General features: G+C 45.2%; 21 protein-coding genes and 5 tRNA genes. 11 read left to right on the forward strand and 15 right to left on the reverse strand.

Annotated elements, in window-relative coordinates:
* Positions 1-62 precede the first annotated feature (62 nt).
* Together A3712_RS11580 and A3712_RS11585 are read right to left on the reverse strand one after the other, a co-directional pair.
* The gene (locus tag A3712_RS11580) at positions 63-728 is read right to left on the reverse strand and encodes a hypothetical protein (RefSeq protein ID WP_063523547.1); all 666 of its coding nucleotides are present in this window, start codon (positions 726-728) and stop codon (positions 63-65) included.
* 63 nt (positions 729-791) lie between these two features.
* Entirely contained in the window at positions 792-1247 is a 456-nt protein-coding gene (locus A3712_RS11585) for an Lrp/AsnC family transcriptional regulator (protein ID WP_004739953.1), read from the reverse strand.
* Between the two features lie 147 nt (positions 1248-1394).
* On the opposite strand from A3712_RS11585, the gene A3712_RS11590 reads away from it, so the two are divergent.
* Positions 1395-2462, forward strand: coding sequence for a PLP-dependent cysteine synthase family protein (locus A3712_RS11590; RefSeq protein WP_063523548.1), 1068 nt, complete (start codon positions 1395-1397; stop codon positions 2460-2462).
* Between the two features lie 85 nt (positions 2463-2547).
* Here the strand turns inward: A3712_RS11590 and A3712_RS11595 are convergent, their stop codons facing one another.
* Positions 2548-2868 carry a DUF1244 domain-containing protein gene (locus A3712_RS11595; protein WP_004736423.1) on the reverse strand — a complete coding sequence of 107 codons (321 nt, stop codon included), beginning with the start codon at positions 2866-2868 and terminating at the stop codon, positions 2548-2550.
* A gap of 127 nt (positions 2869-2995) precedes the next feature.
* Between A3712_RS11595 and A3712_RS11600 the strand changes: the two genes are divergently transcribed.
* Positions 2996-3589 (forward strand): thioredoxin domain-containing protein, encoded by a 594-nt coding sequence (locus tag A3712_RS11600; protein ID WP_063523549.1) that lies wholly within the window; start codon positions 2996-2998, stop codon positions 3587-3589.
* Positions 3590-3683: 94 nt separating this feature from the next.
* Here the strand turns inward: A3712_RS11600 and vexH are convergent, their stop codons facing one another.
* The 3 genes from vexH to A3712_RS27780 form a co-directional block, all read right to left on the reverse strand.
* Entirely contained in the window at positions 3684-6797 is a 3114-nt protein-coding gene (gene vexH, locus A3712_RS11605) for a vibriobactin export RND transporter permease subunit VexH (protein WP_063523550.1), read from the reverse strand.
* Entirely contained in the window at positions 6797-7873 is a 1077-nt protein-coding gene (locus A3712_RS11610) for an efflux RND transporter periplasmic adaptor subunit (protein WP_063523551.1), read from the reverse strand. Before A3712_RS11610 ends, vexH begins: the two co-directional genes overlap by 1 nt.
* 274 nt (positions 7874-8147) lie before the next feature.
* Positions 8148-8309, reverse strand: a complete 162-nt coding sequence (locus A3712_RS27780; protein ID WP_197465816.1) for a hypothetical protein — start codon at positions 8307-8309, stop codon at positions 8148-8150.
* A 129-nt stretch (positions 8310-8438) separates the two neighbouring features.
* On the opposite strand from A3712_RS27780, the gene A3712_RS11615 reads away from it, so the two are divergent.
* The 5 genes from A3712_RS11615 to A3712_RS11635 all read left to right on the forward strand — a co-directional run bounded on the left by A3712_RS11615 (position 8439) and on the right by A3712_RS11635 (position 9272).
* Positions 8439-8523, forward strand: a tRNA-Tyr gene (locus tag A3712_RS11615).
* Positions 8524-8627: 104 nt separating this feature from the next.
* A tRNA-Tyr gene (locus A3712_RS11620) sits at positions 8628-8712 on the forward strand.
* Positions 8713-8813: 101 nt separating this feature from the next.
* A tRNA-Tyr gene (locus A3712_RS11625) sits at positions 8814-8898 on the forward strand.
* Between the two features lie 103 nt (positions 8899-9001).
* Positions 9002-9086: transfer RNA gene (locus A3712_RS11630), tRNA-Tyr, on the forward strand.
* A gap of 101 nt (positions 9087-9187) precedes the next feature.
* Positions 9188-9272 (forward strand) — tRNA-Tyr (locus A3712_RS11635).
* 548 nt (positions 9273-9820) lie between these two features.
* On the opposite strand, the gene A3712_RS11640 is transcribed toward A3712_RS11635, so the two are convergent.
* Positions 9821-10735: a TIM44-like domain-containing protein gene (locus A3712_RS11640; RefSeq protein WP_063523552.1), complete on the reverse strand. Its 915-nt coding sequence runs from the start codon at positions 10733-10735 to the stop codon at positions 9821-9823.
* A 197-nt stretch (positions 10736-10932) separates the two neighbouring features.
* On the opposite strand from A3712_RS11640, the gene A3712_RS11645 reads away from it, so the two are divergent.
* From A3712_RS11645 to A3712_RS11655, 3 genes are all read left to right on the forward strand, one after another.
* Positions 10933-11523 carry a TetR/AcrR family transcriptional regulator gene (locus A3712_RS11645; protein WP_063523553.1) on the forward strand — a complete coding sequence of 197 codons (591 nt, stop codon included), beginning with the start codon at positions 10933-10935 and terminating at the stop codon, positions 11521-11523.
* A gap of 17 nt (positions 11524-11540) precedes the next feature.
* Positions 11541-13415: an MFS transporter gene (locus A3712_RS11650; protein ID WP_063523554.1), complete on the forward strand. Its 1875-nt coding sequence runs from the start codon at positions 11541-11543 to the stop codon at positions 13413-13415.
* 153 nt (positions 13416-13568) lie between these two features.
* Positions 13569-14483 (forward strand): YeiH family protein, encoded by a 915-nt coding sequence (locus tag A3712_RS11655; protein WP_063523555.1) that lies wholly within the window; start codon positions 13569-13571, stop codon positions 14481-14483.
* 113 nt (positions 14484-14596) lie between these two features.
* Here the strand turns inward: A3712_RS11655 and A3712_RS27785 are convergent, their stop codons facing one another.
* Positions 14597-14761 (reverse strand): hypothetical protein, encoded by a 165-nt coding sequence (locus A3712_RS27785; RefSeq protein WP_008220662.1) that lies wholly within the window; start codon positions 14759-14761, stop codon positions 14597-14599.
* 106 nt (positions 14762-14867) lie between these two features.
* Entirely contained in the window at positions 14868-15746 is an 879-nt protein-coding gene (locus A3712_RS11660) for a LysR substrate-binding domain-containing protein (protein WP_063523556.1), read from the reverse strand.
* Positions 15747-15940: 194 nt separating this feature from the next.
* On the opposite strand from A3712_RS11660, the gene nagE reads away from it, so the two are divergent.
* Positions 15941-17386 carry an N-acetylglucosamine-specific PTS transporter subunit IIBC gene (nagE, locus tag A3712_RS11665; RefSeq protein WP_197465818.1) on the forward strand — a complete coding sequence of 482 codons (1446 nt, stop codon included), beginning with the start codon at positions 15941-15943 and terminating at the stop codon, positions 17384-17386.
* 109 nt (positions 17387-17495) lie between these two features.
* On the opposite strand, the gene menE is transcribed toward nagE, so the two are convergent.
* The 6 genes from menE to A3712_RS11695 all read right to left on the reverse strand — a co-directional run bounded on the left by menE (position 17496) and on the right by A3712_RS11695 (position 24868).
* Positions 17496-18926: an o-succinylbenzoate--CoA ligase gene (gene menE / locus A3712_RS11670; protein ID WP_063523558.1), complete on the reverse strand. Its 1431-nt coding sequence runs from the start codon at positions 18924-18926 to the stop codon at positions 17496-17498.
* Between the two features lie 52 nt (positions 18927-18978).
* Positions 18979-19986: an o-succinylbenzoate synthase gene (menC, locus tag A3712_RS11675; protein ID WP_063523559.1), complete on the reverse strand. Its 1008-nt coding sequence runs from the start codon at positions 19984-19986 to the stop codon at positions 18979-18981.
* Between the two features lie 74 nt (positions 19987-20060).
* A complete protein-coding gene (gene menB / locus A3712_RS11680; RefSeq protein WP_063523560.1) occupies positions 20061-20927 on the reverse strand; it encodes a 1,4-dihydroxy-2-naphthoyl-CoA synthase in 867 nt (288 codons plus the stop codon).
* A 105-nt stretch (positions 20928-21032) separates the two neighbouring features.
* A complete protein-coding gene (gene menH, locus A3712_RS11685) occupies positions 21033-21830 on the reverse strand; it encodes a 2-succinyl-6-hydroxy-2,4-cyclohexadiene-1-carboxylate synthase (RefSeq protein WP_063523561.1) in 798 nt (265 codons plus the stop codon).
* Positions 21831-21839: 9 nt separating this feature from the next.
* Positions 21840-23564: a 2-succinyl-5-enolpyruvyl-6-hydroxy-3-cyclohexene-1-carboxylic-acid synthase gene (gene menD / locus A3712_RS11690; RefSeq protein WP_063523562.1), complete on the reverse strand. Its 1725-nt coding sequence runs from the start codon at positions 23562-23564 to the stop codon at positions 21840-21842.
* Positions 23561-24868 (reverse strand): isochorismate synthase, encoded by a 1308-nt coding sequence (locus tag A3712_RS11695; RefSeq protein ID WP_063523655.1) that lies wholly within the window; start codon positions 24866-24868, stop codon positions 23561-23563. Before A3712_RS11695 ends, menD begins: the two co-directional genes overlap by 4 nt.
* Between the last annotated feature and the right edge of the window lie 187 nt (positions 24869-25055).

Raw genomic sequence — 25055 nt, forward strand, 5'->3', positions numbered from 1 at the left:
GCTAGGTATCGCCCCTAGCCTCTTCTCTTTTTAATCACAATGGCAGCTCAACGAAACCGTATTTAGTCACCCTGCTCGGCCGGCTTAGACTCACCTTGCACTCGATTTTTTATGCCATCACCCGCATCGCGCAATAAATTGAATGGCGATAACACCACGCCTTTTACCGCACCTTCTGCCGCACTTTGAGCAAGTTCCTTACTCTTGTCAGCCAACAAGTTAGCTTGCACCAAGATCGCAGGGACTTCGGCTCTCAGCATCTCAGACTCGGCAATCACCACAGGAATCGTTTGTTCTCGGTAGGACTTACTTTCAGCAAGCATTGGTGGCATAACATCAACACGGTAGCGCTTGAGTTCGGTCAACGTTGGCGGAATCACATCGCTTCTCACCTGCCCGACTTCAACTCGAACATTTTTCACTTCGTCTAGTATAGCTGGTATTTTGCTATCGACCGATGCGACCGTTTTGTTCACCTTCTCGACCGTCTTTCTTACATCTTCGACGGTATTCAGCATCTGTGGTGCTAACTCGTCGACGTGCTCCGCCAGTATCAGAAACTCTTCGACTTTTAGCTCTTTAGTAAGCACGGAAAGATCCTCGATAACCTGTGGATAGGTATCGACAATTTCACCGACTTTATTGGTAAATGAATAGATAGTGTAGCCAAGGTAAAAAATGGCGACAGCTAACACGAGCTGAATAGCAGTAGAAACTTTTGCAAACATGAATAATCCTTTTCTTCATCGCAGATGAGGATATCTAAACTCGAAACACAATCTTTAACAAGGTTATAGCGGTAGCGCGGTGGTGTACTTTAACGGCTCCATCGCAAAAGTAGAAGTAACGTTCGATATACCGTCCACACTATTAACTAAGCGCTTATAGAACTCATCAAAGCATTTCATGTCTTTAACCTGCACCTTCATCATGTAATCGTACTCGCCCGCCATGCGGTAGAACTCCATGACTTCTGGGAACTCCGACACAGTATTCACAAAACGACCATACCACTCATGAGAATGATCACTGGTTTTCACCAATACGAACGCGGTAAAAGAAAGATCTAACTTTTCCGGATTAAGCAATGCCACTCTTTTTTCAATGATGCCGTTCTCTTCAAGACGTTTTAGACGCTTCCAGCAAGGCGTGGTGGTAAGGTTGACGGCTTCAGAAATATCGTTCAATGACAGAGTGCTGTCTTCTTGTAATAACGCTAATATTTTTTTATCTACGGCATCTATCATATTTTCACCAAATCACCTTTAAATAGAATAATTTTCTACATTTTAGTCAAAAAAAAGCAAATATGGCAAAGTTTTTCTCTCCAGATTTAGCTAAATTAAAACCATACCAATTACAAAAAATTCCTACACTCGATCAGGAGAACGCTTATGTGCACTGACCATCAATGGATTAACAACGCGATTCGTAAAATTGAAGCGGACTACCAACGCTCTGCGGATACGCACCTTATCAAACTAGACCTTCCAAGCATTGAAGGCATTGATATCTACCTTAAAGATGAAAGTACACACCCAACAGGCTCTTTGAAGCATCGTTTGGCGCGTTCTCTGTTCTTATACGCTATCTGTAACGGTTGGGTTGGCTCAGAAACTACGATCATTGAATCTTCATCTGGTAGCACGGCGGTGTCTGAAGCTTACTTCGCTCGCCTACTTGGCCTTCCATTTATCGCGGTAATGCCAAAATGCACTGCGAAGAAAAAGATCGAGCAAATCGAATTCTACGGTGGCCAAGCACACCTAGTGGACCGCTCTGACCAAATCTATGATGAGTCTCGCCGTTTAGCAGCGGAACTCAATGGCCATTACATGGACCAATTTACTTACGCTGAGCGCGCAACCGACTGGCGTGGTAACAACAACATCGCAAACTCGATTTTCAATCAAATGCAGATGGAAGATCATCCGGTTCCAACTTGGGTTGTAATGAGCCCGGGAACTGGCGGTACTTCAGCAACGATCGGCCGTTTCATTCGTTACCAACAGCATGAAACTAAACTTTGTGTTGTCGACCCTGAAAATTCAGTATTCCATGAGTATTACAAAACTGGCAATACAGAAGTAAAAGGCAGCACATTCAGCAAAATTGAAGGCATTGGTCGTCCACGTGCTGAACCAAGCTTCATTCCAGGTGTGATTGACGAAATGCGTAAGATCCCAGACGCGGCAAGTATTGCAACGACACACTGGTTGTCTGACATTCTAGGTCGTAAGGTTGGCGCATCTACGGGTACCAATATGTACGGTGTGCTTCAACTGGCAAGCGAGATGAAATCGCGTGGTGAGAAAGGCTCTATCGTGACTCTGCTTTGTGATAGCGGCGAGCGTTACCTAGACACTTACTTCAATGACGAGTGGGTGAACAACAACATTGGTAACCTTCAGCCTTACGCAGCGAAATTAGAAGCTTTCTCTCAAACTGGTGAGTTAGCTTAAGCACTAAGCAAAACACAAGCTTTCAAATAAAAAAGAGCCCTTAATGGGCTCTTTTTGTGTGTCTTTGGTTAGCGATAAGCAAAGGCTATTCTGGCTTCTGCTTCGCTTCAAAAGCAGCCAGTTGCTCTGGTGTTGCTTTTGGTTGGTGGTTTTGTTTCCACTCATCGTAAGTCATGCCATAAACACGCTCACGAGCATCATCGATATCAAGGTCTAAACCTTGTTGTTCAGCTTCTGCTTTGTACCACTTGCTGAAGCAGTTACGACAGAAGCCAGCTAAGATCATCAGATCAATGTTCTGAACATCTTTGTTGTTGTCTAAGTGTGCTAATAGGCGACGAAAGGTTGCTGCATCCAGCTTGTCTTGTTCTTCTTGAGAAAGATCTTTGTATTTAAATTCAGCCACTTTGATGTCCCTTAATAGTTTTCATTTTTTAATGTATTGAGCAGATATTGTTATACAAAAAAAGCCCGCACTTCGCTAGGAGCAAACTCAGGCTTTTCAAAACATTCACAGATAAACCGGAACTCTCATGAAACGATTACAAAACGTATTTATCCTTTTAGCTTCTCTTATCCTAAGCGCTACAGCTTTTGCATCTCCATCAGAGGGAAAACAATACACGCTTTTGGAAAAACCTTATTCGACCGAGTATCAAGTAGACAAGTTCTTTTCATTGACCTGCATGCCTTGTTGGCAGATGACAGAATTACTCAAAGATAAAGAAGGCTCTGGTGAACTGGAATTACATCGTACTCACGTGATTTTTAACGACTCGACCTTACAAGCTGCGGGTATTTACTACACCGTGTTGGCTCAAAAACCGGATCTGCCTCATGAACTTTTGAGTGAATTATTCTCGCTGGTTCAAACTAAAAAACCATTGCAAGAAACGGATATCGACGCCTTTTTCAGAGAGCATAACCTTGTGAAACAAGAAGACATGACTCAAACCCAACAACAGCAATGGGCTAAATTTATGGAAGATGCTGTTTCTAAAACCGAGCAAGCGTCGATTAGCAGCATTCCGAGCTTTGTTATTAATGGGCGCTATATTGTGAAACTAAGAGGCCACCGCTCTATGGAAGAACTGCTCGAAACCATTCAATACCTCAAAGAGCAATAGGATCTCACTCTTTTCTGACACCATTCGCAAGCCAAATAAAAAGCCCGACAACGAGTAAGTTGTCGGGCTTTCATCAATTATTTATACCACTAAATTAACCGTGGCTAGTTCTACCTATGTTGTCATGGCTTAGCTCTTTGTTGAGCACTGCTTCGACGTGACCAGGTGAACGAGTTGTACCAGAAATCAATCGATACATCGCAGGGATTACAAACAGAGTCACCAAGGTCGCAAAGCCCATACCGAAGAAGATAACCGTACCTACCGCCACACGGCTTTCGTAACCCGCGCCTGTTGAAGTAATCAATGGGATAGCACCTGCTAGCGTGGTAAACGCCGTCATCATGATTGGACGCAAGCGTCGAGCAGAAGCATCAATAATGGCTTTTTCAAACTCAATACCGCGGTCACGCAGTTGGTTGGCAAACTCAACGATCAAGATACCATTTTTGGTTACCATACCGATCAACATGATCATACCAATCTGGCTGTAGACGTTGAGCCCCTGACTCATCACTACCAAGCCCAAGAAGCCACCAAAGATACCCATAGGTACAGTGAACATCACCACTAACGGGTTAATAAAGCTCTCGAACTGCGCCGCCAGTACCAAGTACGCCACCAACATCGCTAATGCAAACACAACTAAGATGCTCGACTGGTTCTCTTTGAAGTCTTTAGACTCGCCCGAATAGCTTACCGAAATATCACCCGGTAGTTGCTCAATCGCTTGTTCATCTAGAAAATCCAGAGCTTCACCTAACGTGTAACCTTCCATCAGGTTCGCTTTAATCGTTATCGACTTCTGCTTGTTGTAGTGCGACAAACGAATCGATGATGCGACTTCTTCAATGTGAGTCAAAGTATCTAGCGTCACCAACTCACCAGACTGAGTTCGCATGTAAATTTGGCTCAAATCATTAGCATTGTTGAAGCTGTTTTCGTCACCACGTAGGTACACATCATACTCTTCACCACGTTCCACAAAGGTTGTCTCACTGCGACCGCCCAGCATGATTTCTAAGGTATCGGAGATGTCAGAAACACTCACACCCAACTCTGCTGCTCGCTGCTTATCTACAGTAACCAGTAGCTCAGGCGTTTTCTCTGAGTAGTCGATATCCGCGCCTTCCATCATCGGTGAACCTTCAGCAGCTTGCTTTAAGATCTCCGCCCACTTTTGCAGTTCAGAGTAATCAGAGCCACCAAGCACGAATTGCACTGGCTCACTCGACCCGCCTCGGAAGCCTGGCATGAATGGGAACACTCGTACATCAGGAATACCGACTAGTGACTTACGAACTTCATTCAGCGCGTCTTGCGCGGTCACGTCACGCTCATCCCAATCTTCGAGGATCATGATAACGAAGCCTGTTTGGTCACCGGCATTACCACCAAATGCTGGCGATTGAATACTGAATGACTTCAAGAAGCCTTGACCAAGCAATGGCATTAGACGTTCTTCAACAATGTCCATGTTGGCAGACATGCGGTTGTAACTGGTTGCATCAGCACCACGAACAAACGCAAACATAACACCGCGGTCCTCTTGGGGAGTAAGTTGCGCTGGCACTTGCTGCATCAAACCATAGCTACCACCCAAACATGCGATAATGATGATAGGAGCAGCCCACCGCCAATTTAGCGCGCGGCGTAATACCGAGCGGTATCCAGACTCTAATTTGCCAAATACACGTTCAACAAACAGATTAAAGCGGTTTGGTTTCACGTTCGCTTTAAGGATCTTACTGCCTAGCACTGGCGTTAATGTTAATGCCACGAGCGACGAGAAGATCACCGACATAGCAAGCAACACCGAGAACTCGGTAAACAGCAGACCTACCATGCCGTCCATGAACGAGATTGGCAGGAATACCATTACTAATACAAGCGTTGTTGCGATTACCGCAAAGCCTACCTCTCGCGTCCCTTTGTAAGCCGCGAGCAGTGGCGACTCACCACGTTCAATATGGTGGAAAATGTTCTCAACCACCACGATTGCATCATCAACTACCAAGCCAATCGACAGGATTAGTGCCATCAGGGTAATCAAGTTGATAGAGAAGCCAAAATAGTACGCAGCGATAAACGACGAGATCAAAGATACAGGTACCGTTACTGCAGGAATCAATGTTGCACGAGCTTGACCAATAAAGATGTAAAGTACGAGGATAACCAAACCACCTGTGATAAAGAGTGTGCTATAAACCTCTGAGATAGAACGATCGATGAACACGGTCGAGTCATAGTCGACAGCCAAACGCGTACCATCTGGCAAGAACTTCTGAATCGCTTCCACTTCTTTGTGTACTAAGTCAGCAACCTCAAGTGGGTTGGCATCTGACTGAGGCACGATCCCCATACTGACGTTAACAACGCCGTCACTCTTAAAGGTCGAGTTTTCGTTCTCTGCGCCAATGTAAACATCAGCAACATCTTTAAGATAAATCGGCGTGTTGTCAGAAGCGCGCTTGACCACTAGGTATTCAAAATCTTCCGCTTCTGTGTATGAGCGAGCAGTACGAACGGACATCACTATCGCGTCGTTACGAACTTCACCACCCGGGCTCTCGATATTCTCATTGTTTAGTGCAGACGTAATATCAGATGTGGTCACACCACGCCCTGCCATTTCCGCAGGTTTTAGCTTCACGTACATGACTTTGTACAAGCCACCCGAGATATCCACCGAACTTACGCCGGAGATCAAACTAAAGCGGTCAATCAACACACGCTCTGTGTAATCGGTCAACTGCGTTCGGTCCATCTCAGTAGAGCTTAGGTTGATGTAAACCGAAGCCTCACCGCTACCGTTGTTCTTGTAAACAATTGGGTCATCAGCTTCGTCAGGCAAAGATCTCTGCGCACGAGCAACGGCGTCACGAACATCACTAACACCAGTATTTAGGTCATAACCCAATTCAAAGGTAATCGTAATACGCGACATACCGTTACGAGTGGTGGACTCGATCTCATCTATACCACTGATACCGGATAATTGGTCTTCAAGATTGGAGGTTATTTGACTCTCGATGATGGTCGCTGATGCGCCTTCGTAACGTGTACTGATCGATACCACAGGGCTTTCAATATCAGGCATCTCACGAACGGCAAGCTTATTAAACGAGACAATACCAAACACAACCAATAGCAAACTCAATACGACAGCGGCTACTGGTCTCTTTACTGAAACGTCAGATAACAACATTAGTTAGCGCCTTCTTGTACTGCTTTCTCGGCTGCTGAGTCAACCGGCCGATTTATAGCAAGCTCCTGAACTTGAATACCATCACGCATGTTGACAATGCCCTGGACGACAATTTTCTGGCCAATTTCGATACCCTTTTCAATCACAACTTCGTTGCCGATACGAGCGCCAAGGAAAACTTCCGTTCGCGTTGCCTTATTATCTTCACCAACCACATAAACAAAACGTTTAGTACCTGAGTACTCTAGGGCTTGAACGGGAATGATTGGTGCTTCAATAGGAGGGAAGTCCATCGCTGCCGACACCAACATGCCCGGCTTTAGGTAATCATTGTTGTTATCAAAATTGATTCGAACTCGAAGATTTAATGTCTCCGCGTTAATACGAGAATCAATGCCAACCACTGAACCTGTAAATTCCGTATCTCCCCACGCACTGGTGCGAGCCGCCACTTTCATGCCTTTAGATAGCTTAGAAAGGTAACGTTCAGGGATCTGAAGGTCTAACTGCATGACTGAAAGGTCATCTAGGGTTAACAGTTCAGTACCTGCGGTCACCATTTTACCGCGGCTAAAATCGATAAAGCCGACTGTGCCTGAGAATGGTGCACTAATGTGAAGATCTTTTAGGTTGGCATTTGCTGCCGCCAAACGAGCATTGGCGATCTCCACATTGGTTTTCTGTGCGTCAATTTCTGTTTGCGTGATCGCATTACGTTTCACCAAGCGCTCAAATTCCGCTAGTTTACGTTTCTCGTCTTTTAGATATGCTTGCGCTTCTGCAACTGCAGCTTTTGCTTTATCGTCATCTAACTGAACCAACACCCGACCTTTAGTCACATCTTGATTCGCTTTAATGTTGATAGAGTCAACGCGCCCAGCCACCTCAGAAGTGATCACCACTGATTGCTCAGCTTCTAGTTTTCCAACTAGAGAAAGGGATTGGCTAACTTGGTGAATATCAACCTGCTCAGTAACAACAGTGACAGTGCTCGGGCCCATGCGCTTTGCAAGTACGGCTGGAGACGCTATAAGAATAGACAAGCTCAGCAGGGTTAAAACAGATTTATTTTTCATAATTATGGTCTGCAAGTAAGTTTTGTAGCAATCACAGTGAGTAAGTGGTCAGCAATAGCGTAGGAAAAAGGCTTGAAAACAAGGCTGCTCTTTTCAACAGGATAGCTTCGATAAGTAGTTATCCTACAATCAAAAATCCTAACGCAGCTGTCGAGCATTTTAATAAGCTAGAACGAAAAGTTACTTACTACGATTGGTATTATTCTCTATAAATGAAATTAACCGTATTCTATCAACTGATGAATGCTGTAACGTCAAGAAGTGTAAATCTAGATTAAATTTCGTTTACGTTTCGTGGTGGTTTAGCCAAAACAACAGCAAGAAAGAAAGCCAATAACCTCAAGGCGTTACCCACCAGTACGTAAACCTTAGTACAGATGTTCACTTCACGAGCAATGTGCGTACTTTTCGCCATCTTTGCCCAAAAAGGCAGCATTTAGCACAAAACCATAAGAAAAACCCTTTACAGGTTTAACGTGTTTGCTATGATGCGCTCCGCACTTGAGAGATGCGTTGGGAAAAACATCTCTTTAGCCTATCCATTATGAGTTAGGAAAAACACCCTGGAGGGGTTCCCGAGTGGCCAAAGGGAGCAGACTGTAAATCTGCCGGCACTGCCTTCGATGGTTCGAATCCGTCTCCCTCCACCATATTTCTTCTTACCTCTACCTAAGAGTTAAGAGACCAACCTAGTTGATGGGCTTATGGGAAAACATCAATTTAGGCTTACTTTGTGAAAAGTAAGACACACCCTGGAGGGGTTCCCGAGTGGCCAAAGGGAGCAGACTGTAAATCTGCCGGCACTGCCTTCGATGGTTCGAATCCGTCTCCCTCCACCATATTCTTCTTACCTCTTTAAGAGTTAAGAGAACAACCTGATTGATGGGCTTATGGGAAAACATCAATTTAGGCTTACTTTGTGAAAAGTAAGACACACCCTGGAGGGGTTCCCGAGTGGCCAAAGGGAGCAGACTGTAAATCTGCCGGCACTGCCTTCGATGGTTCGAATCCGTCTCCCTCCACCATATTCTTCTTACCTCTTCATAAGAGTTAAGAGAACAACCTAATTGATGGGCTTATGGGAAAACATCAATTTAGGCTTACTTTGTGAAAAGTAAGACACACCCTGGAGGGGTTCCCGAGTGGCCAAAGGGAGCAGACTGTAAATCTGCCGGCACTGCCTTCGATGGTTCGAATCCGTCTCCCTCCACCATATTCTTCTTACCTCTTTAAGAGTTAAGAGAACAACCTGATTGATGGGCTTATGGGAAAACATCAATTTAGGCTTACTTTGTGAAAAGTAAGACACACCCTGGAGGGGTTCCCGAGTGGCCAAAGGGAGCAGACTGTAAATCTGCCGGCACTGCCTTCGATGGTTCGAATCCGTCTCCCTCCACCATATTCTCCTTAATTGGAAAATCGAAAAGCCAACTCATTGAGTTGGCTTTTTTCGTTTCTAATGTTCCATATCTCTCAGCGTAACTTCTCTTCTAAACATTAGAACACTGCTATAGCGATCTTATCGTAAGGTAGTTGATACCTTTGAACCCACCGATGAATCAATCACTCCAAACTTCTCTATGACGCTTACAAACCAAATAAGCTGCGCAACCTAAGCAGTTTGTAGAAACAGGGTCTTTGCAATTATCCACTACTTTCTGCTTCTGCTACGATGAAAGTTCAGGCTCTAATATAGGCTCAAAAAACCTCGTCATATCAACCAACTCCTAAGTTTCATTTGGTTAAGTAACTAATTAAAAATATTAAAATGAGTAACTTGCATTGACTTTAGCCCACCTTACTCCCAATCCTTACCTAGTTAGCTCTCTTCCCAACTCTTGCAAAGTAAAACGACCAGAAACAAAAAAGCCCCTGTAGGTTTCCCTGTAGGAGCTTTCAATAATCAAAGTACTGGTTTGCTAACGTCTTCTGTTAGCTATGCCGAGATTAACCTTGAATACCAACAATCAACCAAGGTGCGTTGTCGGTTGTTAGGTCACGCTCTAAGTGCCAGATGTCAGTAATATCTTCTTCGATACCTTCCGCAGAATCACGATAGCGACCACTAAACTGTAGGCTTAGCTGTGCTTTGCTTCCGTCATGGTCTGCACGAACGATTTCAGCATCAACATACATTACGTCTGTGTGCTGATCGCCGGCTAGCTTGCTACACTCAGCTTTTAGGTCTTCGAAAAGGCTTGGAGACACGTATTCTTCAATCGTGCTTAGCTCGTTGTGGTTCCATGCACCTTGCAGTGTACGGTAGTGCTCTCGAGAGCCGTTGATAAATGCCGCTTGATCAAAACCCGGTGGGTAGTTATGTGGAACATCGCTTTGCGCACCAAAACCAAAGCCACCAGCAGTGCCTTGTGATTGAGGTTGTTCTTGCTCGAAGTTATGAACATTTGGCTGTTGCGTTGGTTGTTCAAACTTGTTTTGTCCCATACCGCCGAATGCTGGCTGTTGGCCACGTGCATTCTGCTGATTCATAGAACCCTGCTTCGCGCCAAGCATGCCACGTAGGAACTTAAACGCTAGGAAAGCAATCAGACCCATAATAAGAATATCCATGAACTGGATACCTTCAAATGCGCCACCGAAGAATGCTGCTAGTAGACCACCTGCAAGTAAACCGCCTAGCAGACCGCCCATTAGGCCTTTCTTGCTAGAGTTAGCCGCTGTGTTCTTACCGGCTTGATCTTGTCGGATTGAATTCGTGTTCTGTTGTTGCTGTTTGGGTGCAGGAGCCGTTTTGAAACTCTTACCAAAAGACTTACCACCACCAAACTTTTTCGCTTCCGCGATTGGTGTCACCGCGACTGATACCATCAGAATCGCGACTAGTGAGAAAAATCGTTTCATTATTATCCTTTATAGGTTTCTTTATCTTTCGACACATTAATCATACTCGTTAACAAAGCACAATGAAATATTCACTGTGTTTACACATGTTTCATAATATTGCGGCGATTAGTTGATTGCTAAACTAGCGAAAGGATTGACGGCACTCAGGGGCAGCATTAAAATATTGAACGACGTTCATTTACTAGAAACTACTCATGGCACGCAGAAACGACCACACTCGAGAACAATTAATCCAGCTGACTTTGAATACAGTGACAGACTTTTTAGAGCAGCACTCCTATCACGAGTTGAGCCTACGAAAAATCGCGAACATGATTGGTTATGTACCAAGTACACTGGTAAATGTATTCGGTAACTACAACCTTTTGCTTCTTCATGTCGTAGCCAAAACGCTAGATGAACTCGCCGCTGAATCTGCAGCTGCCGTTGAACAATCAAGCAATGCGCAACAAGCATTATTTAATCTTGCATACTGCTACCACGATTTTGCACAAAAGCATCCACACCGTTGGCAGCTTATCTTTGAGCACAACATGAACGGTGAAAACCTACCTGAATGGCAATCCAACCGTATCGATAAGATGACTGGCATGCTAGAGCAGTTGTTAATCACAATTGCACCTGAACATACCGAAAGCGAAGTCGTTAAAGCGAGCCGTGTATTATGGTCTGGCGTGCACGGAATTACACTTCTCAGTGTTGACGATAAGTTTTTCGCAACTGAGCCTATCGATGGTAAAGAGTTGATTAATAACCTAGTCTCAAACTACTTAACCAACTGGTAAGCATTCAAGGAAAAGCAATGAACAACAGCAGCCAATCTTCGCTGTTAACGCAAAAAAGGTTCCTACCCTACTTTATTACCCAGTTTCTGGGAGCCTTTAACGACAACATTTTCAAAAATGTTCTGTTGCTGTTTGTTGCTTTCGCAAGCGTAGACACACTACCGATCTCTAGCAACCTATTCATAAACTTGGCGGCTGGCCTATTTATTCTGCCCTTCTTCCTTTTCTCTTCTTTGGCTGGTGTACTGGCTGACAAATACGAAAAGTCTTGGTTTATCCGTAAAGTTAAGCTGCTTGAAGTGGTGATAATGTCGCTTGGTGCGGTTGGTTTTATCTACGAAAGCTACGGGATCTTACTTCTGCTTCTGTTTCTAATGGGGACGCAGAGTGCCTTCTTTGGACCAGTAAAATACGCCTTACTCCCTCAACAACTAGAAACAAAAGAACTCGTTTCAGGTAACGCTTTAGTTGAAACTGGCACATTTCTAGCCATTCTAATTGGTACTTTGGGTGCCGGTATCATTGCATCAGAAGAGAACGCGAAACTGGTTGCCGCAATTTGTGTTGTGTCATTTGCTGTACTTGGCTATGTATCAAGCTGCTTTATTCCTGAAGCACCAAGCAATGCACCAGATCTTAAAGTGAAATGGCAACCGATCAAGCTGACCAAAGCCACACTCGCGATTGCAAAAAAAGACCGCCCAACCTTCCAGGCGTTAATGTCTATCAGCTGGTTTTGGTTCCTTGGCGCGACCTATTTAACCCAATTCCCAAACTTCACGAAGCTGCATTTGAATGGCACTGAGAGTTCTGTTGCCTTTTTGCTGGCCCTATTCTCTGTGGGTATTGCCATTGGCTCTCTAGCCTGTGACAAACTTTCAAATCACCGAATTGAGATCGGCATTGTGCCAATGGGCAGCTTAGGGATTTCAATTTTTGGCTTACTGATGGCGACATCCATCCCCGAGTCTTTGCCCGAGTTTGGCTCTTTCCAGCAATTTGTGACTTACTCAGAGCTATGGCCGCTGTTTGCTTATCTACTGCTGCTTGGCATCTCTGGTGGTATCTTTATTGTGCCACTTTATTCACTGATGCAGCTACGCGCGAAACCAGACGAGCGTGCTCAAGTGATTGCTGGACTGAATATTTACAACTCACTATTCATGGTGGGTAGTGCTGTAATGGGTATCGTATGCTTAAGCGTGCTGGAGCTATCCATCCCACAGCTGTTTGCACTACTGGCGCTGTTGAACACCTTCGTGATGCTTTACCTATTCTATCAGGTACCCATTTACGCCTTCCGCTTCTTCACTTGGGTCGTCACTCACACCATGTACCGTGTTAAGCACAAAAATCTGCACAACCTACCTGAGAACGGTGGAGCGTTGATTGTTTGTAACCACGTCAGCTATATGGATTCACTGCTGCTCAGCGCGGTATGTCCTCGCCTGATTCGTTTTGTGATGGAGGAAGACTATGCCAAGCTTCCACCATTAAGACGCTTCTTGAAAAGAGCTGGAGTGATTCCTATCTCATCCACCAACCGCCGCTCGATTCGCAACGCTTTCAACGAGGTTGAAAAAGCACTGCATGAAGGTCATATCGTGTGTATCTTCCCGGAAGGTAAACTCACCTCAGATGGCGAGGTTGCGGAATTCATGCGTGGAATGGAGCTGATTATCCGACGCTCTCCGGTACCGGTCATTCCAATGGCTCTCAAAGGATTATGGGGCAGCTACTTTAGCCGCTATAAAGGTCGAGCATGCAAAGGATTACCAACTCGTTTCTGGACAAAGCTAGAGATCGAAGCGGGGGAGCCAATTTCGCCGACCGATGCGTCTTGTGAAACTCTGCGTCAGGCCGTTACGGGTCTGCGTGGCTCTCAAAGATAATTAGTTAAAAATAAGTCCAAATGCCCCTCCTGAACAGACGTTTAGTTTTTCTTAACGTTTGTTCGATTCATTTAGACTTACTTATCATCAAGTTAAGCGTATAGTCTTCGCTAAGCTGCCATAACCAGAAACGATAAAAACAATATAATTAAAATGAATAAATCCATTCCATTTTATCTCGCTGCTCTATTTTGCTTAACCCCATGGGTAAGTTCACCTACCGCGCTGGTTGTCGGTTTTCTGCTTGCAAGCTTAGGCTTAGTGCCTGAAAACGTAGAGGTTGGCAAAATCACTAAAAAGCTGCTGGCCTACTCAATTGTCGGCTTGGGCTTTGGCATTCAGTTTGAGAAAGCACTAGCGGTGACTGGTGACGGTATTGGTTTGATCATTACCACTATCATCGGCACGTTGGTTATTGGCTGGTTCTTAGCAAAACGTATGGGGCTGGACCGTACTACTGGTTACCTGATTTCTTCTGGTACTGCTATTTGTGGTGGTAGTGCGATTGCTGCGGTAGCTCCAGCAATCAAAGCAGAAGACGAACAGATTGGTTTAGCATTGGCTACCGTCTTTGTATTGAACTCTGTAGCACTATTCTTATTCCCGATAATTGGCCATGCACTTGAATTGAGCCAGCAAACGTTCGGTACCTGGGCAGCGATCGCGATTCACGATACTTCTTCAGTTGTTGGTGCTGCCTCTGCATATGGTGAAGAAGCACTGACAACCGCGACAACACTTAAGCTCGCTCGTGCACTGTGGATCATCCCAATCGCGTTGGTCAGCGCAATGATCTTCAAGAGTGGTCAAAAGAAGATTACCGTACCTTACTTCATTTTCTTCTACTGCGCAGCTATCGCAGTCAGCGACTTATTACCACAGTTTGAAGTGGTATACCAAGGTATTTTTGATGTTTCCAAGCGTGCATTAGTTGTGTGTCTATTCTTAATTGGCTGCGGTATCTCTGTAGAGAAACTGAAAGCGGCGGGACCAAAGCCATTGATGTTTGGTATTACGATGTGGGTGATGATCTCTACAGGTTCGTTAGCTTGGTTGACCCTCGCATAACCCCTACGGAGTTCATTGTCTAAAAAAAGCACGAATATCGAAAAAGGAAACAAAAATGCAAAGCTCACCATGGGCTTTGGCTTTATCGTTTTTGATACATTTCGACCAAATCACTATTCAAACAGGGGCTTATCACTCTTCTTGCTCTCTCTTTTCATCAAAACCAATACCACAACTAACACAAATGCAGTAAGTTCAGCTAACGAACGCGTCAGCCCTGACGATGTGATGGCTTGGCCTATCTGCAGTAGCACTGCAATGATGAGAGCAATTTTCATAATAAGGCCTTATTTCATAATCCGTTATTTATATGGCTTATTATGATGGTTGGTTATAAAGATAATAAATTCTGTTTTGAACTATCTAATTGCTAAATTAACTAACCTAGTTTAACTGCCCTTCTAACCACTTGATAAAAGTTCTGACTTTAGGCCGCTTCTCGGTACCTAGCGGACAAATGAGATCATACCCTTTATCTGTCTCCATACTTGGGTAAGGCGTGATCAGCTCTCCCGTCTCAATGTATTGCTTCACGAAGTGATAGCGCCCCATCGCAACACCAATGCTGCATAGGGCACTCTTAACGCCCATATCTCGGTGACTCACACAATAAAACTGCTCGAACAGGTTTACATCCAGGTTATTGTGCTCAATCCAGCGCTGCCAAACATCGGAACCTAACGCATGAATAAAGTTAATCCTATGAAGCGAATCCAAAGCATCATCAAAGATTTTGTTTTCTGCGGCATAACTAGGTGTACAAACCGGAATGTACTTCTCACCAAACAGGCGTTGCCGGTGCATGTCTTTAAGATCTTCACCGCCGTAATAGATCGCTATATCAAGGCGATTTTGGTGAAAGTCTTGTTCCTCTTGTGAAAAGATATTTAGATTAAATTTAGGGTATCTTTTCTTAAAGTCTGCAAGCCTAGGCAACAACCAGCTACTAGCAAATGCTGGGCTAGTGCCAATATTGATCTGCCCATAGAGATCGGTGTTAGTGATATCTTCAATCTCACCAAAAATCGAGCTTAAAGACTTAGACAAGGTTCGTTGAAAGCGCTGCCCCTCTTCGGTCAACTCAAGCTTACGCGTACCTCGCACAAACAAGTTAAAGCCAAGCTCGCCTTCTAACACTTTAATGCGATGACTCACTGCTCCTTGTGTTAAATGAAGCTTTTTAGAAGCCAGCGTAAAGCTCATTTTCTCTGCAGCGACATTAAAGGTATGTAGATTTCTAAGTAAAGACTGATAGTTTGCCATAACGCCAACTCATTAAAAATTTTAATCCATAGTACTACCCGTTTCGTTTGTTTGCACTAAGAAATAAGTTTCTAATAGCTGCTGTTACTTAAAATATTGTATTGATCAATATTTAGTTGCAAATACTGGTGAGCATAAACATTAAAATAATTAATTTCAAAATTTTAGGGGCACGTATGAATATACTGGGGTATATGCAAAAAGTAGGTAAAGCATTGATGGTTCCCGTAGCCACACTGCCAGCTGCGGCAATCCTTATGGGTATTGGCTACTGGTTGGATCCTGTTGGGTGGGGTTCGGAAAGTGTTTTGGCCGCATTTTTGATAAAATCGGGTAGTGCGATCATTGATAATATGGCCGTTCTCTTTGCCGTCGGTGTTGCATTTGGCTTAAGCCGAGACAAAAATGGCTCTGCTGCACTATCTGGTTTCGTGATGTTCCTTGTCGTAACCACTTTGCTAAACCCAGGCTCAGTCGCACAGTTGCTCAATGTCGAGACAACTGAAGTGCCAGCCGCTTTTGGAAAAATCAGCAATCAGTTTGTCGGTATCATCGTAGGTATCATCTCAGCTGAGATCTACAACCGCTACTCAACCGTTGAGCTGCCGCAAGCTCTCGCATTCTTCAGTGGTAAACGCTTAGCTCCTATCCTAACTTCGGTTGCAGGAATGGCGCTTTCATTTGCTCTTCTCTACATCTGGCCTGCAGTTTACGACGCACTTATTGTGCTAGGTATCAAACTGGAAAGCATGGGCGCGGTTGGTGCGGGTCTATTTGGTTTCTTCAACCGCTTGTTTCTATCCATAGGTATGCACCACGCACTATACCCAGTATTCTGGTTCGACGTTGTTGGTATTAACGACATTCCAAACTTCTTGGGCGGCGCACAATCTATCGCTAACGGCACTGGCATCCCAGGTAAAACAGGCATGTATCAAGCGGGCTTCTTCCCAATCATGATGTTTGGTCTACCAGCAGCAGCATTGGCTATGTACCACTGCTCTGATGCCAAAAATAAGAACCAAGTATTCGCTATCATGCTTGCGGCAGCTATGGCTTCATTCTTCACAGGTATCACTGAGCCGCTAGAGTTCAGCTTCATGTTCCTTGCTCCGGTACTGTTCCTACTACATGCTATGCTGACAGGTCTATCACTTTACATTGCGGCAAGCATGAAATGGATGGCAGGCTTCGGATTCTCAGCTGGATTTGTTGACCTAGTATTGTCTAGCCAAAACCCACTAGCAGTAAACTGGTATATGCTATTAGTTCAAGGTGTTGTGTTCTTCGTGCTGTACTACTGCATCTTTCGCTTCGCTATCATCAAATTCAACCTACGCACCCCAGGTCGTGGTGAAAAAATGGAAGCTGAAGGCGAGACTACTTCTCCTGAAGAACTCGTGAACCTAACTAACAACTACATTGAAGCCATTGGCGGTGCAGACAATATCCTTGAAGTTGATAACTGTATCACTCGCCTACGCCTAACGGTAAAAGATTCATCAATCGCCGACAGTGACAAACTGAAGAAACTAGGAGCAGCTGGTGTGGTTCCGGTGGGTAAAGGTGGACTGCAAGTAATCATTGGCTTAGGAAAAGTGGATAAGGTCGCGGAACAAATGAAGAAGGCTATAGCTTAACGCGATACCTTTGATGACAAGATAAAACAATAAAAATTTGTGTTGGCTTCACCACCATCACACCCCCTGAAGCGCAATTACGACTAGTCACCGTGTATTGCGCTTCGTTTTATTTGGAACGAACCTCTTGCAACCACTTCGCTAATCCTACTCTCGATACCTTGATGCCTAATTGTTCTTGCTCTGGCATACGGTAGTAGTCTATGGGGAACTTAAATCGCTCTAGGCTTCCTTGTAGCTGTTCGGCAAACCACGCTTTGGGTGGCATTTCATCACAATCGATAACCGCAACAGGTCTAAAGCCGAACTCGCTATCTTCTACGGGTATGATAAAGGCTTGCTTAATCTCAGGAAGTTGACTGAGTGCTCGCTCAATTTCTTCACAGTGAATATTCTCACCACCAGAAATAAACTGATTATCAGCTCTGCCAATAATCGACACTTGCTCGCCATTCCATTGCCCAAGATCTTTACTATCAAACCAGCCATTCTCATCCATTAATGGGGTTAAAGTACCTTGATAGTAGTAACCAGAAGCGAGGGTATAACCTCCAATATAGATACGTTGGTTTTCAATTTTTAATTGGCGATGATTCAGCACAAAACCGGCAGTGCTGCTCGCATCAACAGGCTTTGCTGTCACCGTTGAGGCAGCTTCCGTCATGCCATAACCAAGCCAAGTCTCAATACCCATTTGCAGAGCTTCAAGGCCAAGCGCTTCTGGAATGTGGCTACCACCTAACAGCACATGAGTTAAAGTAAATGCTTGCTTACTCTTTAACAACCTATGTAGCTGAGTAGCAACCAACGAAGCATGACTACAGCCCTTAATATCGGATTCAAGCGGACCAATACCCATTTTTATACAGCCACCAGCAACGAGCCAACGATGAACAATCGCCAGCCCCGACACATGGTACATTGGTAAACTCAGCAGCCAAGTATCACTGCATTTAAATTGGAAAGCATCCATTAGCCCGGCAGCAGAACATAAGTGCTGCTCAAGTGTGTGAGCTACCGCTTTAGGGTTTCCGGTAGAACCCGAAGTAAATACGATACTCACGAGGTTTTGAGGACTGAAACAGGAAAGTTCTGGCGTTGCTGCTGGTTTGTCATCAACATTCAAGTCACTCAAACAAGGCAATGTAAGTAACTGAGTGTTTGGTTCGGCAAGGTTTGATTGATTTAAACCACTGCTCTCTAGCAACCATAAATAACGTCTATCCGACGGCCTGTAAAGCGATTCAAGCTTTTGCATTAAGCGAGCTACAGGTTGAGGCATGGTGAACGCACAAAGCACGCCTAAATTAAGTGCCGCAAGATAAACGGGAATCACTTCGGCTCGGTTCCTACCAACAATGGTCAACACATTGCCTTCAGAGAGGCCTTGTTCTGATAGCTGTTGTTGGTAATCACTCACTAACGCCACAACTTGCAGCCAAGTATAAGCGCAGTTGGGAGTAACGAATGCTATTTGATGTGGGTTCTGCTGCGCCCACTGTACCCAGAGCGGGCGATGGTTAGATTGTGGGCGCATCATAAGATAACCAAGTTAAAGATTGAAAACTGATTAAGCCAACCGAACAATGGGCCTATGAAGACCAAATTAGTTGCTGCTGTTCAAGCGTCGCAACAGGAAGTTGGCAACCTGGCCAAGGCACTTCTAGCTGTTGTTGATACAAACCAATCGTATCAAGCCCCGGCACTTCATTAGGCAAGTACTGCTGTGCCAATCGCGCAATCTGAGTTAGGCCCAGGCTCGACTCAATACTTGAGCTTAGAACAGGCTTAATACCAAGTTGCTGTGCGCGCTCAATGATTGCCACACAACGCTCTACCGAGCCGATTAAGGTTGGTTTAATTACCACAGCTTTAACGCCAGTTAAATCACTTAAATCAAACTCAGGGTTGCGCACCGCCTCTTGCAGTGTTTCGTCCCAAGCGATTGCTACGCCATGGTCGATGGCAAAGGCCAAGCTATCTTCTGGCTTTTGGCAAGGCTCTTCAATAAAGCTAATGCGCTGACGCAGTGACGGCGAAATGTATTTAATGAACTGCTTCGCTTTTTCAGGCTTCCACGCCCGGTTAGCATCAAGTCTTAGCGTTAAATCAGGAATCGACTCTAGGAATAAGCTAACTAGCATGCCATCACGGATCGCTTCGTAAAGACCAACTTTGACTTTAGCGACCTTCTCACCTTCCATCTCATTGAGCACTGGGATCAGTTCATCTGGATCACCCGTACATAGAGGCGCAGCTTGGTAGTTGCCTTCCGCATTGAGTTCGCCTTGAAGTTCCATCAACGCCATTGAAAAACCGAACGCCACTGACGGACAAAGCTCATCGAATGGGGTGTTAGGTTTGTTATGACTCCAAAGCTCTAGCTCGTTTTGTAACTGAATACCGGCTTGCTCTGCATCTTCTTGGCTAAAGCCCGGCAAAGGTGCGATTTCGCCAAAACCAGACTGCCCATCACACCCAAGATGGATAATGTAGCCAACACGTTCGTTCAACTTATTATCACGCAGCACCACGCCACTATCCATAGGTAGTTGATAACGATACAGTTTAGCGTGACGCTGGGAATTCATTGAATTCATAAGGTTTCCTAAAAAACGGGAACATTAAAACAAAACGAGCCGCTATTTAGCGACTCATTCTGAAGAGGATAAAACTATGGGTTACGCGGAAATTTGTCGAAATCAGGTCGACGTTTCTCGTTAAACGCATTACGGCCTTCTTGGCCTTCCTCTGTCATGTAGAACATCATGGTTGCATTACCTGCAAGCTCTTGCAGACCAGCTTGGCCATCACAGTCGGCATTCAGCGCTGCTTTTAGACAACGTAGAGCCATTGGGCTGTGTTGCAGAACTTCACGACACCAACGAACGGTTTCTTTTTCTAGGTCAGCGACAGGCACAACCGTGTTTACTAAGCCCATATCTAATGCTTCTTTAGCGTCGTAGAAACGGCATAGGAACCAGATTTCGCGCGCTTTCTTCTGACCAACGATACGAGCCATGTAAGAAGCGCCCCAACCGCCGTCGAACGAACCCACTTTAGGGCCAGTCTGACCAAATTGAGCGTTATCTGCTGCAATAGTAAGGTCAGCCATCATATGAAGCACGTGACCACCACCTACAGCCCACCCCGATACAGCTGCGATTACTGGCTTAGGACAAGTACGGATTTGGCGTTGGAAATCAAGCACGTTCAGGTGATGAGTACCTGAATCATCTTTGTAACCGCCGTAGTCACCACGAATACTTTGGTCACCACCAGAACAGAACGCCTTTTCGCCAAGACCCGTTAGAATGATTACGCCAACTTTCTCGTCATAACGAGCATCAGCCAGTGCATTGATCATCTCTTTTACGGTTTGTGGACGAAACGCATTGTGCACTTGAGGGCGAGCAATCGTGATTTTCGCAATACCATCATCAGACTTGTGGTATTGAATATCTTCATATTGACTGCTTTCATCGCGCCAGTTAACGGCTGCGTAAAGTTCTTCTTCTGTGATGCCTACTGTTTTAGCCATGGTGATTCCCATTGTTCTATTAGAGAGCGCGACTAGCGGGGAGTCGCGACGGTGTTGCTCTGCTTGTCATAGCGCTTGATACGAGAGACACGTTCAGTCAGTTCATCAACGACTGGCGATACATTGGATAATCAAGTTTGAAAACATCTCTGGTTGTTCAAAATGAACATTATGACCAGCGTAATCGACCTGACTATATTCAAAGCCACTATTCTCAGCTAGCTCCATAAATTTACGATCTTTTTCACCACATACATAGTGCAAAAGATGCTCATGAGATTTCAATGTAGCACGTAAATCAGGTTGCTTCGCTAACGAAGTAGATAACAACATATTTGCTACGGATACTCCAAGGTTACCACTACGCTTTATGACCAAAGTTTGTCTTTGCTCATGATTTAGTGAAGAAAAGACGCTTTGTTGGTACCAATCGTCTAAAACATCCTCTATCGACTGCTGTGCAAAGCGCACGGCCCATTGCGTATCATGCACTAACCTTTGTGCTCTTTCTTCGTCACACTCCAAGCCAAAGTTACCACCTTCGATGATGACTTTTTCAAGGTTAAGTGTTTCAAAACACGGGCTTGTCACCCCATACATGGCGAGCCTTCCTCCCATTGAGTAGCCAATCACCACGATAGGATAATCTGCAGGAAGATCGTTCTCATCCAGCTGAGAAGTGATGCACTGAACGACCTTGGTGCAGCAGTGTTCAAAGCCTACTGGATCGATAAAACGGCTTTGTCCGTGTCCAGGTAAATCTATGCAAAGACGAGGAAAATCTTCGAGAAAGGGGTGACATGCACTCCAATCATCCCCGCTTCCGAGTAAACCATGTAAAAAAACAAGTAAAGGTTTGTCAGAAGGTACTTGTGCAGCTGGGTAGTAATTGGAGTAAAGCATGTAAAGTCCTTAGGCTAATGCCTCGGTGAGCATTGAGCTGAATTGCTTCAGCAAAGTAGACGCTTGTTCGGGAGGCGTCTTAACTTCCACGAGCAAAGTACCCTGACCTTGTTCGAAATGTTTTTCGATGAGCGTTTGATAACAGTTTAGAGTTTCAGGCGCGGCATAATCGAGCTTGAACTGCGCGGCAACATGTTTAAAGCTGAAGCCATGAGGCATCTGATAAAGCGACTGTTTTTGTTGCTCAGGTATCGGCAATAAATCAAAGATCGCCCCACCATCATTATTGGTGACCACAATAACCATTGGCGTTGTGCTATGAGTGAGTAACGCTAGCGAATTGAGGTCATACAACAAAGAGGTGTCGCCAATCAGCATCATCAAAGGGGTCTGGTTGGCTTTTATCACGCCCGCTGCCGTTGCCACCAAGCCATCAATACCCGAGGCACCACGGTTACTGTAAACCTGAGTCGCAGATATTGATGACAACATATCCACCAACCTCACCATCAAGCTATTTCCCACAAATAACTCTCTGCCCTTAAGTCTAGACGACAAGTCAACGGCGACGCTCAACTCTGTAAGTTGATCATTATTAGAGATTTGTGCCAATGCCAATTGTTGAACTGTGTTCGCGACTTCAGCCAAAGGTGCCGCCCAGTCGGCATGTTCTCCCAAGAGCGTCGGTAAATGCTGCTCTGATAACCAATATTCGATATCAGCGACGATGTGAGTTTGAGGCAGATGATCTTGATTAATACGATGCGCATCTGGTGAAACAACGATGTACTGCGATGAACAAAATGTGTCAGCTTGCCCTTTTACCCATTGGTTAAGGCGCTTAGAAACGATGCGCTCACCAAACTGGATAATAAAGTCACACTGGCTAATCTGTGCTTTGGCTGCGTCACTTTGCATCCATAAATCATAGTGTTTCCAGTCACTGCTGACACCCGATTGAGGGTCACAGAAAACTGGCCAGCCCAAGGCTAACGCAAACTGCTTGGCTTTAATTGCAGTTTCATTCTCGATAGAACCAATAATCACCGCGCCTTTACGAACGACATAATCACTTGCTGAAACAGGCTGAGCGTTTAAATAGCTTGGCAAATACGTGTTCGAGTAAAGGCTGGTTGAAGCTCTCCAAGCTGCCACGCTCTTTGTATAATCCGCATACATCTCAGCGCTATTGGCTGAATAAAGAGGCTCTGGGAACGGACAGTTGATGTGAATGGCACCACCAACACTGCGTTGTTTCGCCAGTGCGTGATCAAGCGATGTCAGCAGCCAGTTCAAAGAAACTCGTGTCGACGGGCTTGGAAGGTTTAGTGACGTTTCAACGTGAGACGAAAAGATCCCTTGCTGTTGAATTGCTTGGTTTGCACCACAGTCGACTAACTCGATTGGCCGATCGGAGGTCAGTAAGATTAGCTTTTCTCGCGTTAATCCAGACTCAGCGGTCGCTGGTAGGAGGTTAGCTACGGCAGTACCGGACGTAACAATCACCGCAACTGACTTGTTACTGGCTTTTGCTAAACCTAGAGCAAGAAAGCCAAGCCCGCGCTCATCAAAGTGCGTATGTAAAGTGAGCTTAGAGTTGGCTTCAGCTTCGAGTGTTAGTGGTGTTGAACGAGAGCCTGGCGCGATGCAAACATGTTCAACACCGCCGCGGACAAGCTCTTCAAGTAATGTGTTACACCAAACTCTGTTTAATACCGCTTGGTCGTGACTCATGATGCCACACCCAGTGGTGGGTGATCAGAGATTAAGCTCAGTAAGGTCGACATCTTCTTATTCAGTTCTTGCCACTCGTGCTCTGCTACCGATCCGGGCACGATCCCCGCGCCTGCAAACAGCTGTACTTGATCGTTTACAATCAATGCACTTCGAATCGCCACACAGAATTCCGCTCGTTGATGACTGATATAACCGACAGAACCGGCATACCAGCCTCTAGCAAACGGTTCATGTTCCAGGATGAAGTCCATTGCTTCTTTACGCGGTAAACCTGCTACTGCTGCGGTAGGTTGTAAAGCGGCAAGTAAGTGAACGCCATTCACGCCGTTATTAAGCTGCGCGTGAATATTGCGTTTTAGATGCTGCACCTTACGCAAACGAACAAGGCGCGCTTCTTTCTCTACGTGCACGGATCGTGAATGAGGCGTGAGACGCTCAATGATATCATCGACCACATATTGGTTCTCATTGAGGTTTTTAGTGTCTTGAGAAAGCCAATTGGCTAGCTCCATATCCTCAGTCGCGTTCTCTCCACGACCAATAGTCCCAGCCAGCGCCTCTGTATCGAGCTCGGTGCCATATCGGCTATATAGGCGCTCGGGCGTCGAACCAATAAAGCTGTGTTTTGAATCCAGTACCAACATAAAGTGGAAGCTGTGGTGATTTTGCAGATAACTCGCTTTGAGTAGTTGAGCAGCACAAATAGGCGCGTCAAGCTTTAGCGTCGTTTTACGTGCCAAAACCACTTTCTTATATTCTTCGTCACTGATGCCTTTAAGCACCTTCTCAACCAAACCACCCCACTGCTCTCTTTCTGGAACGTGGTTGATCTGTTCAATATGAGCAGACAATGGAGCCAATATCGCAGCATCAACAGCCAGCTTATTCAGAGCATTAATCGACGCAACGCGATCGGACGATAAATTAACGGCCAGCGACCAAGTGTCGTCAAAGCGGAGCAATTCTATCTGAGGAAGAAAGAAGAAAGACTCCATGCAACGACGATTTTTTTCAGTGTGACCGTCAAATGAACGCCCACCCCAAATTCGTTGGTCTTCACCAAGAATCGCATACGCGGGTGCTGGATCTGAAAATGTGTGCAACTGACCAAGCGCAACCACCTCTTCACGAGTGTCGCGTGACTGCCAGTAGAACTTAGGAAAGAGCGGTTGAGCATGAAGCCATTCGATAAATGCAAACGATGGTTTTTGCGTGAGAGCTTCAACACAACGAACTTCGCTTGCTTGGGCATTTTGTGCTCGCTCAATCAAAGCTGAGATAGTTTGCTGGAAATGTGACAAATCGACCTCGTTCACATCTAAATTCTTATTATATTAGTTTGATAATTTATGTGTAGCACCCACTTAGATCAAGAATGTCCGATATCTTTTCAAAATTCCTGTGACTTTAAGCGAGCCCCCCTATCATTCTAGACAATAACCATAAAAGCGATGAATTAAAACTTAGAGAAGGGTGACAACAAAAAGA

It is taken from the genome of Vibrio sp. HI00D65 (genome assembly GCF_001635455.1).
Taxonomy (GTDB): Bacteria; Pseudomonadota; Gammaproteobacteria; order Enterobacterales; family Vibrionaceae; genus Vibrio.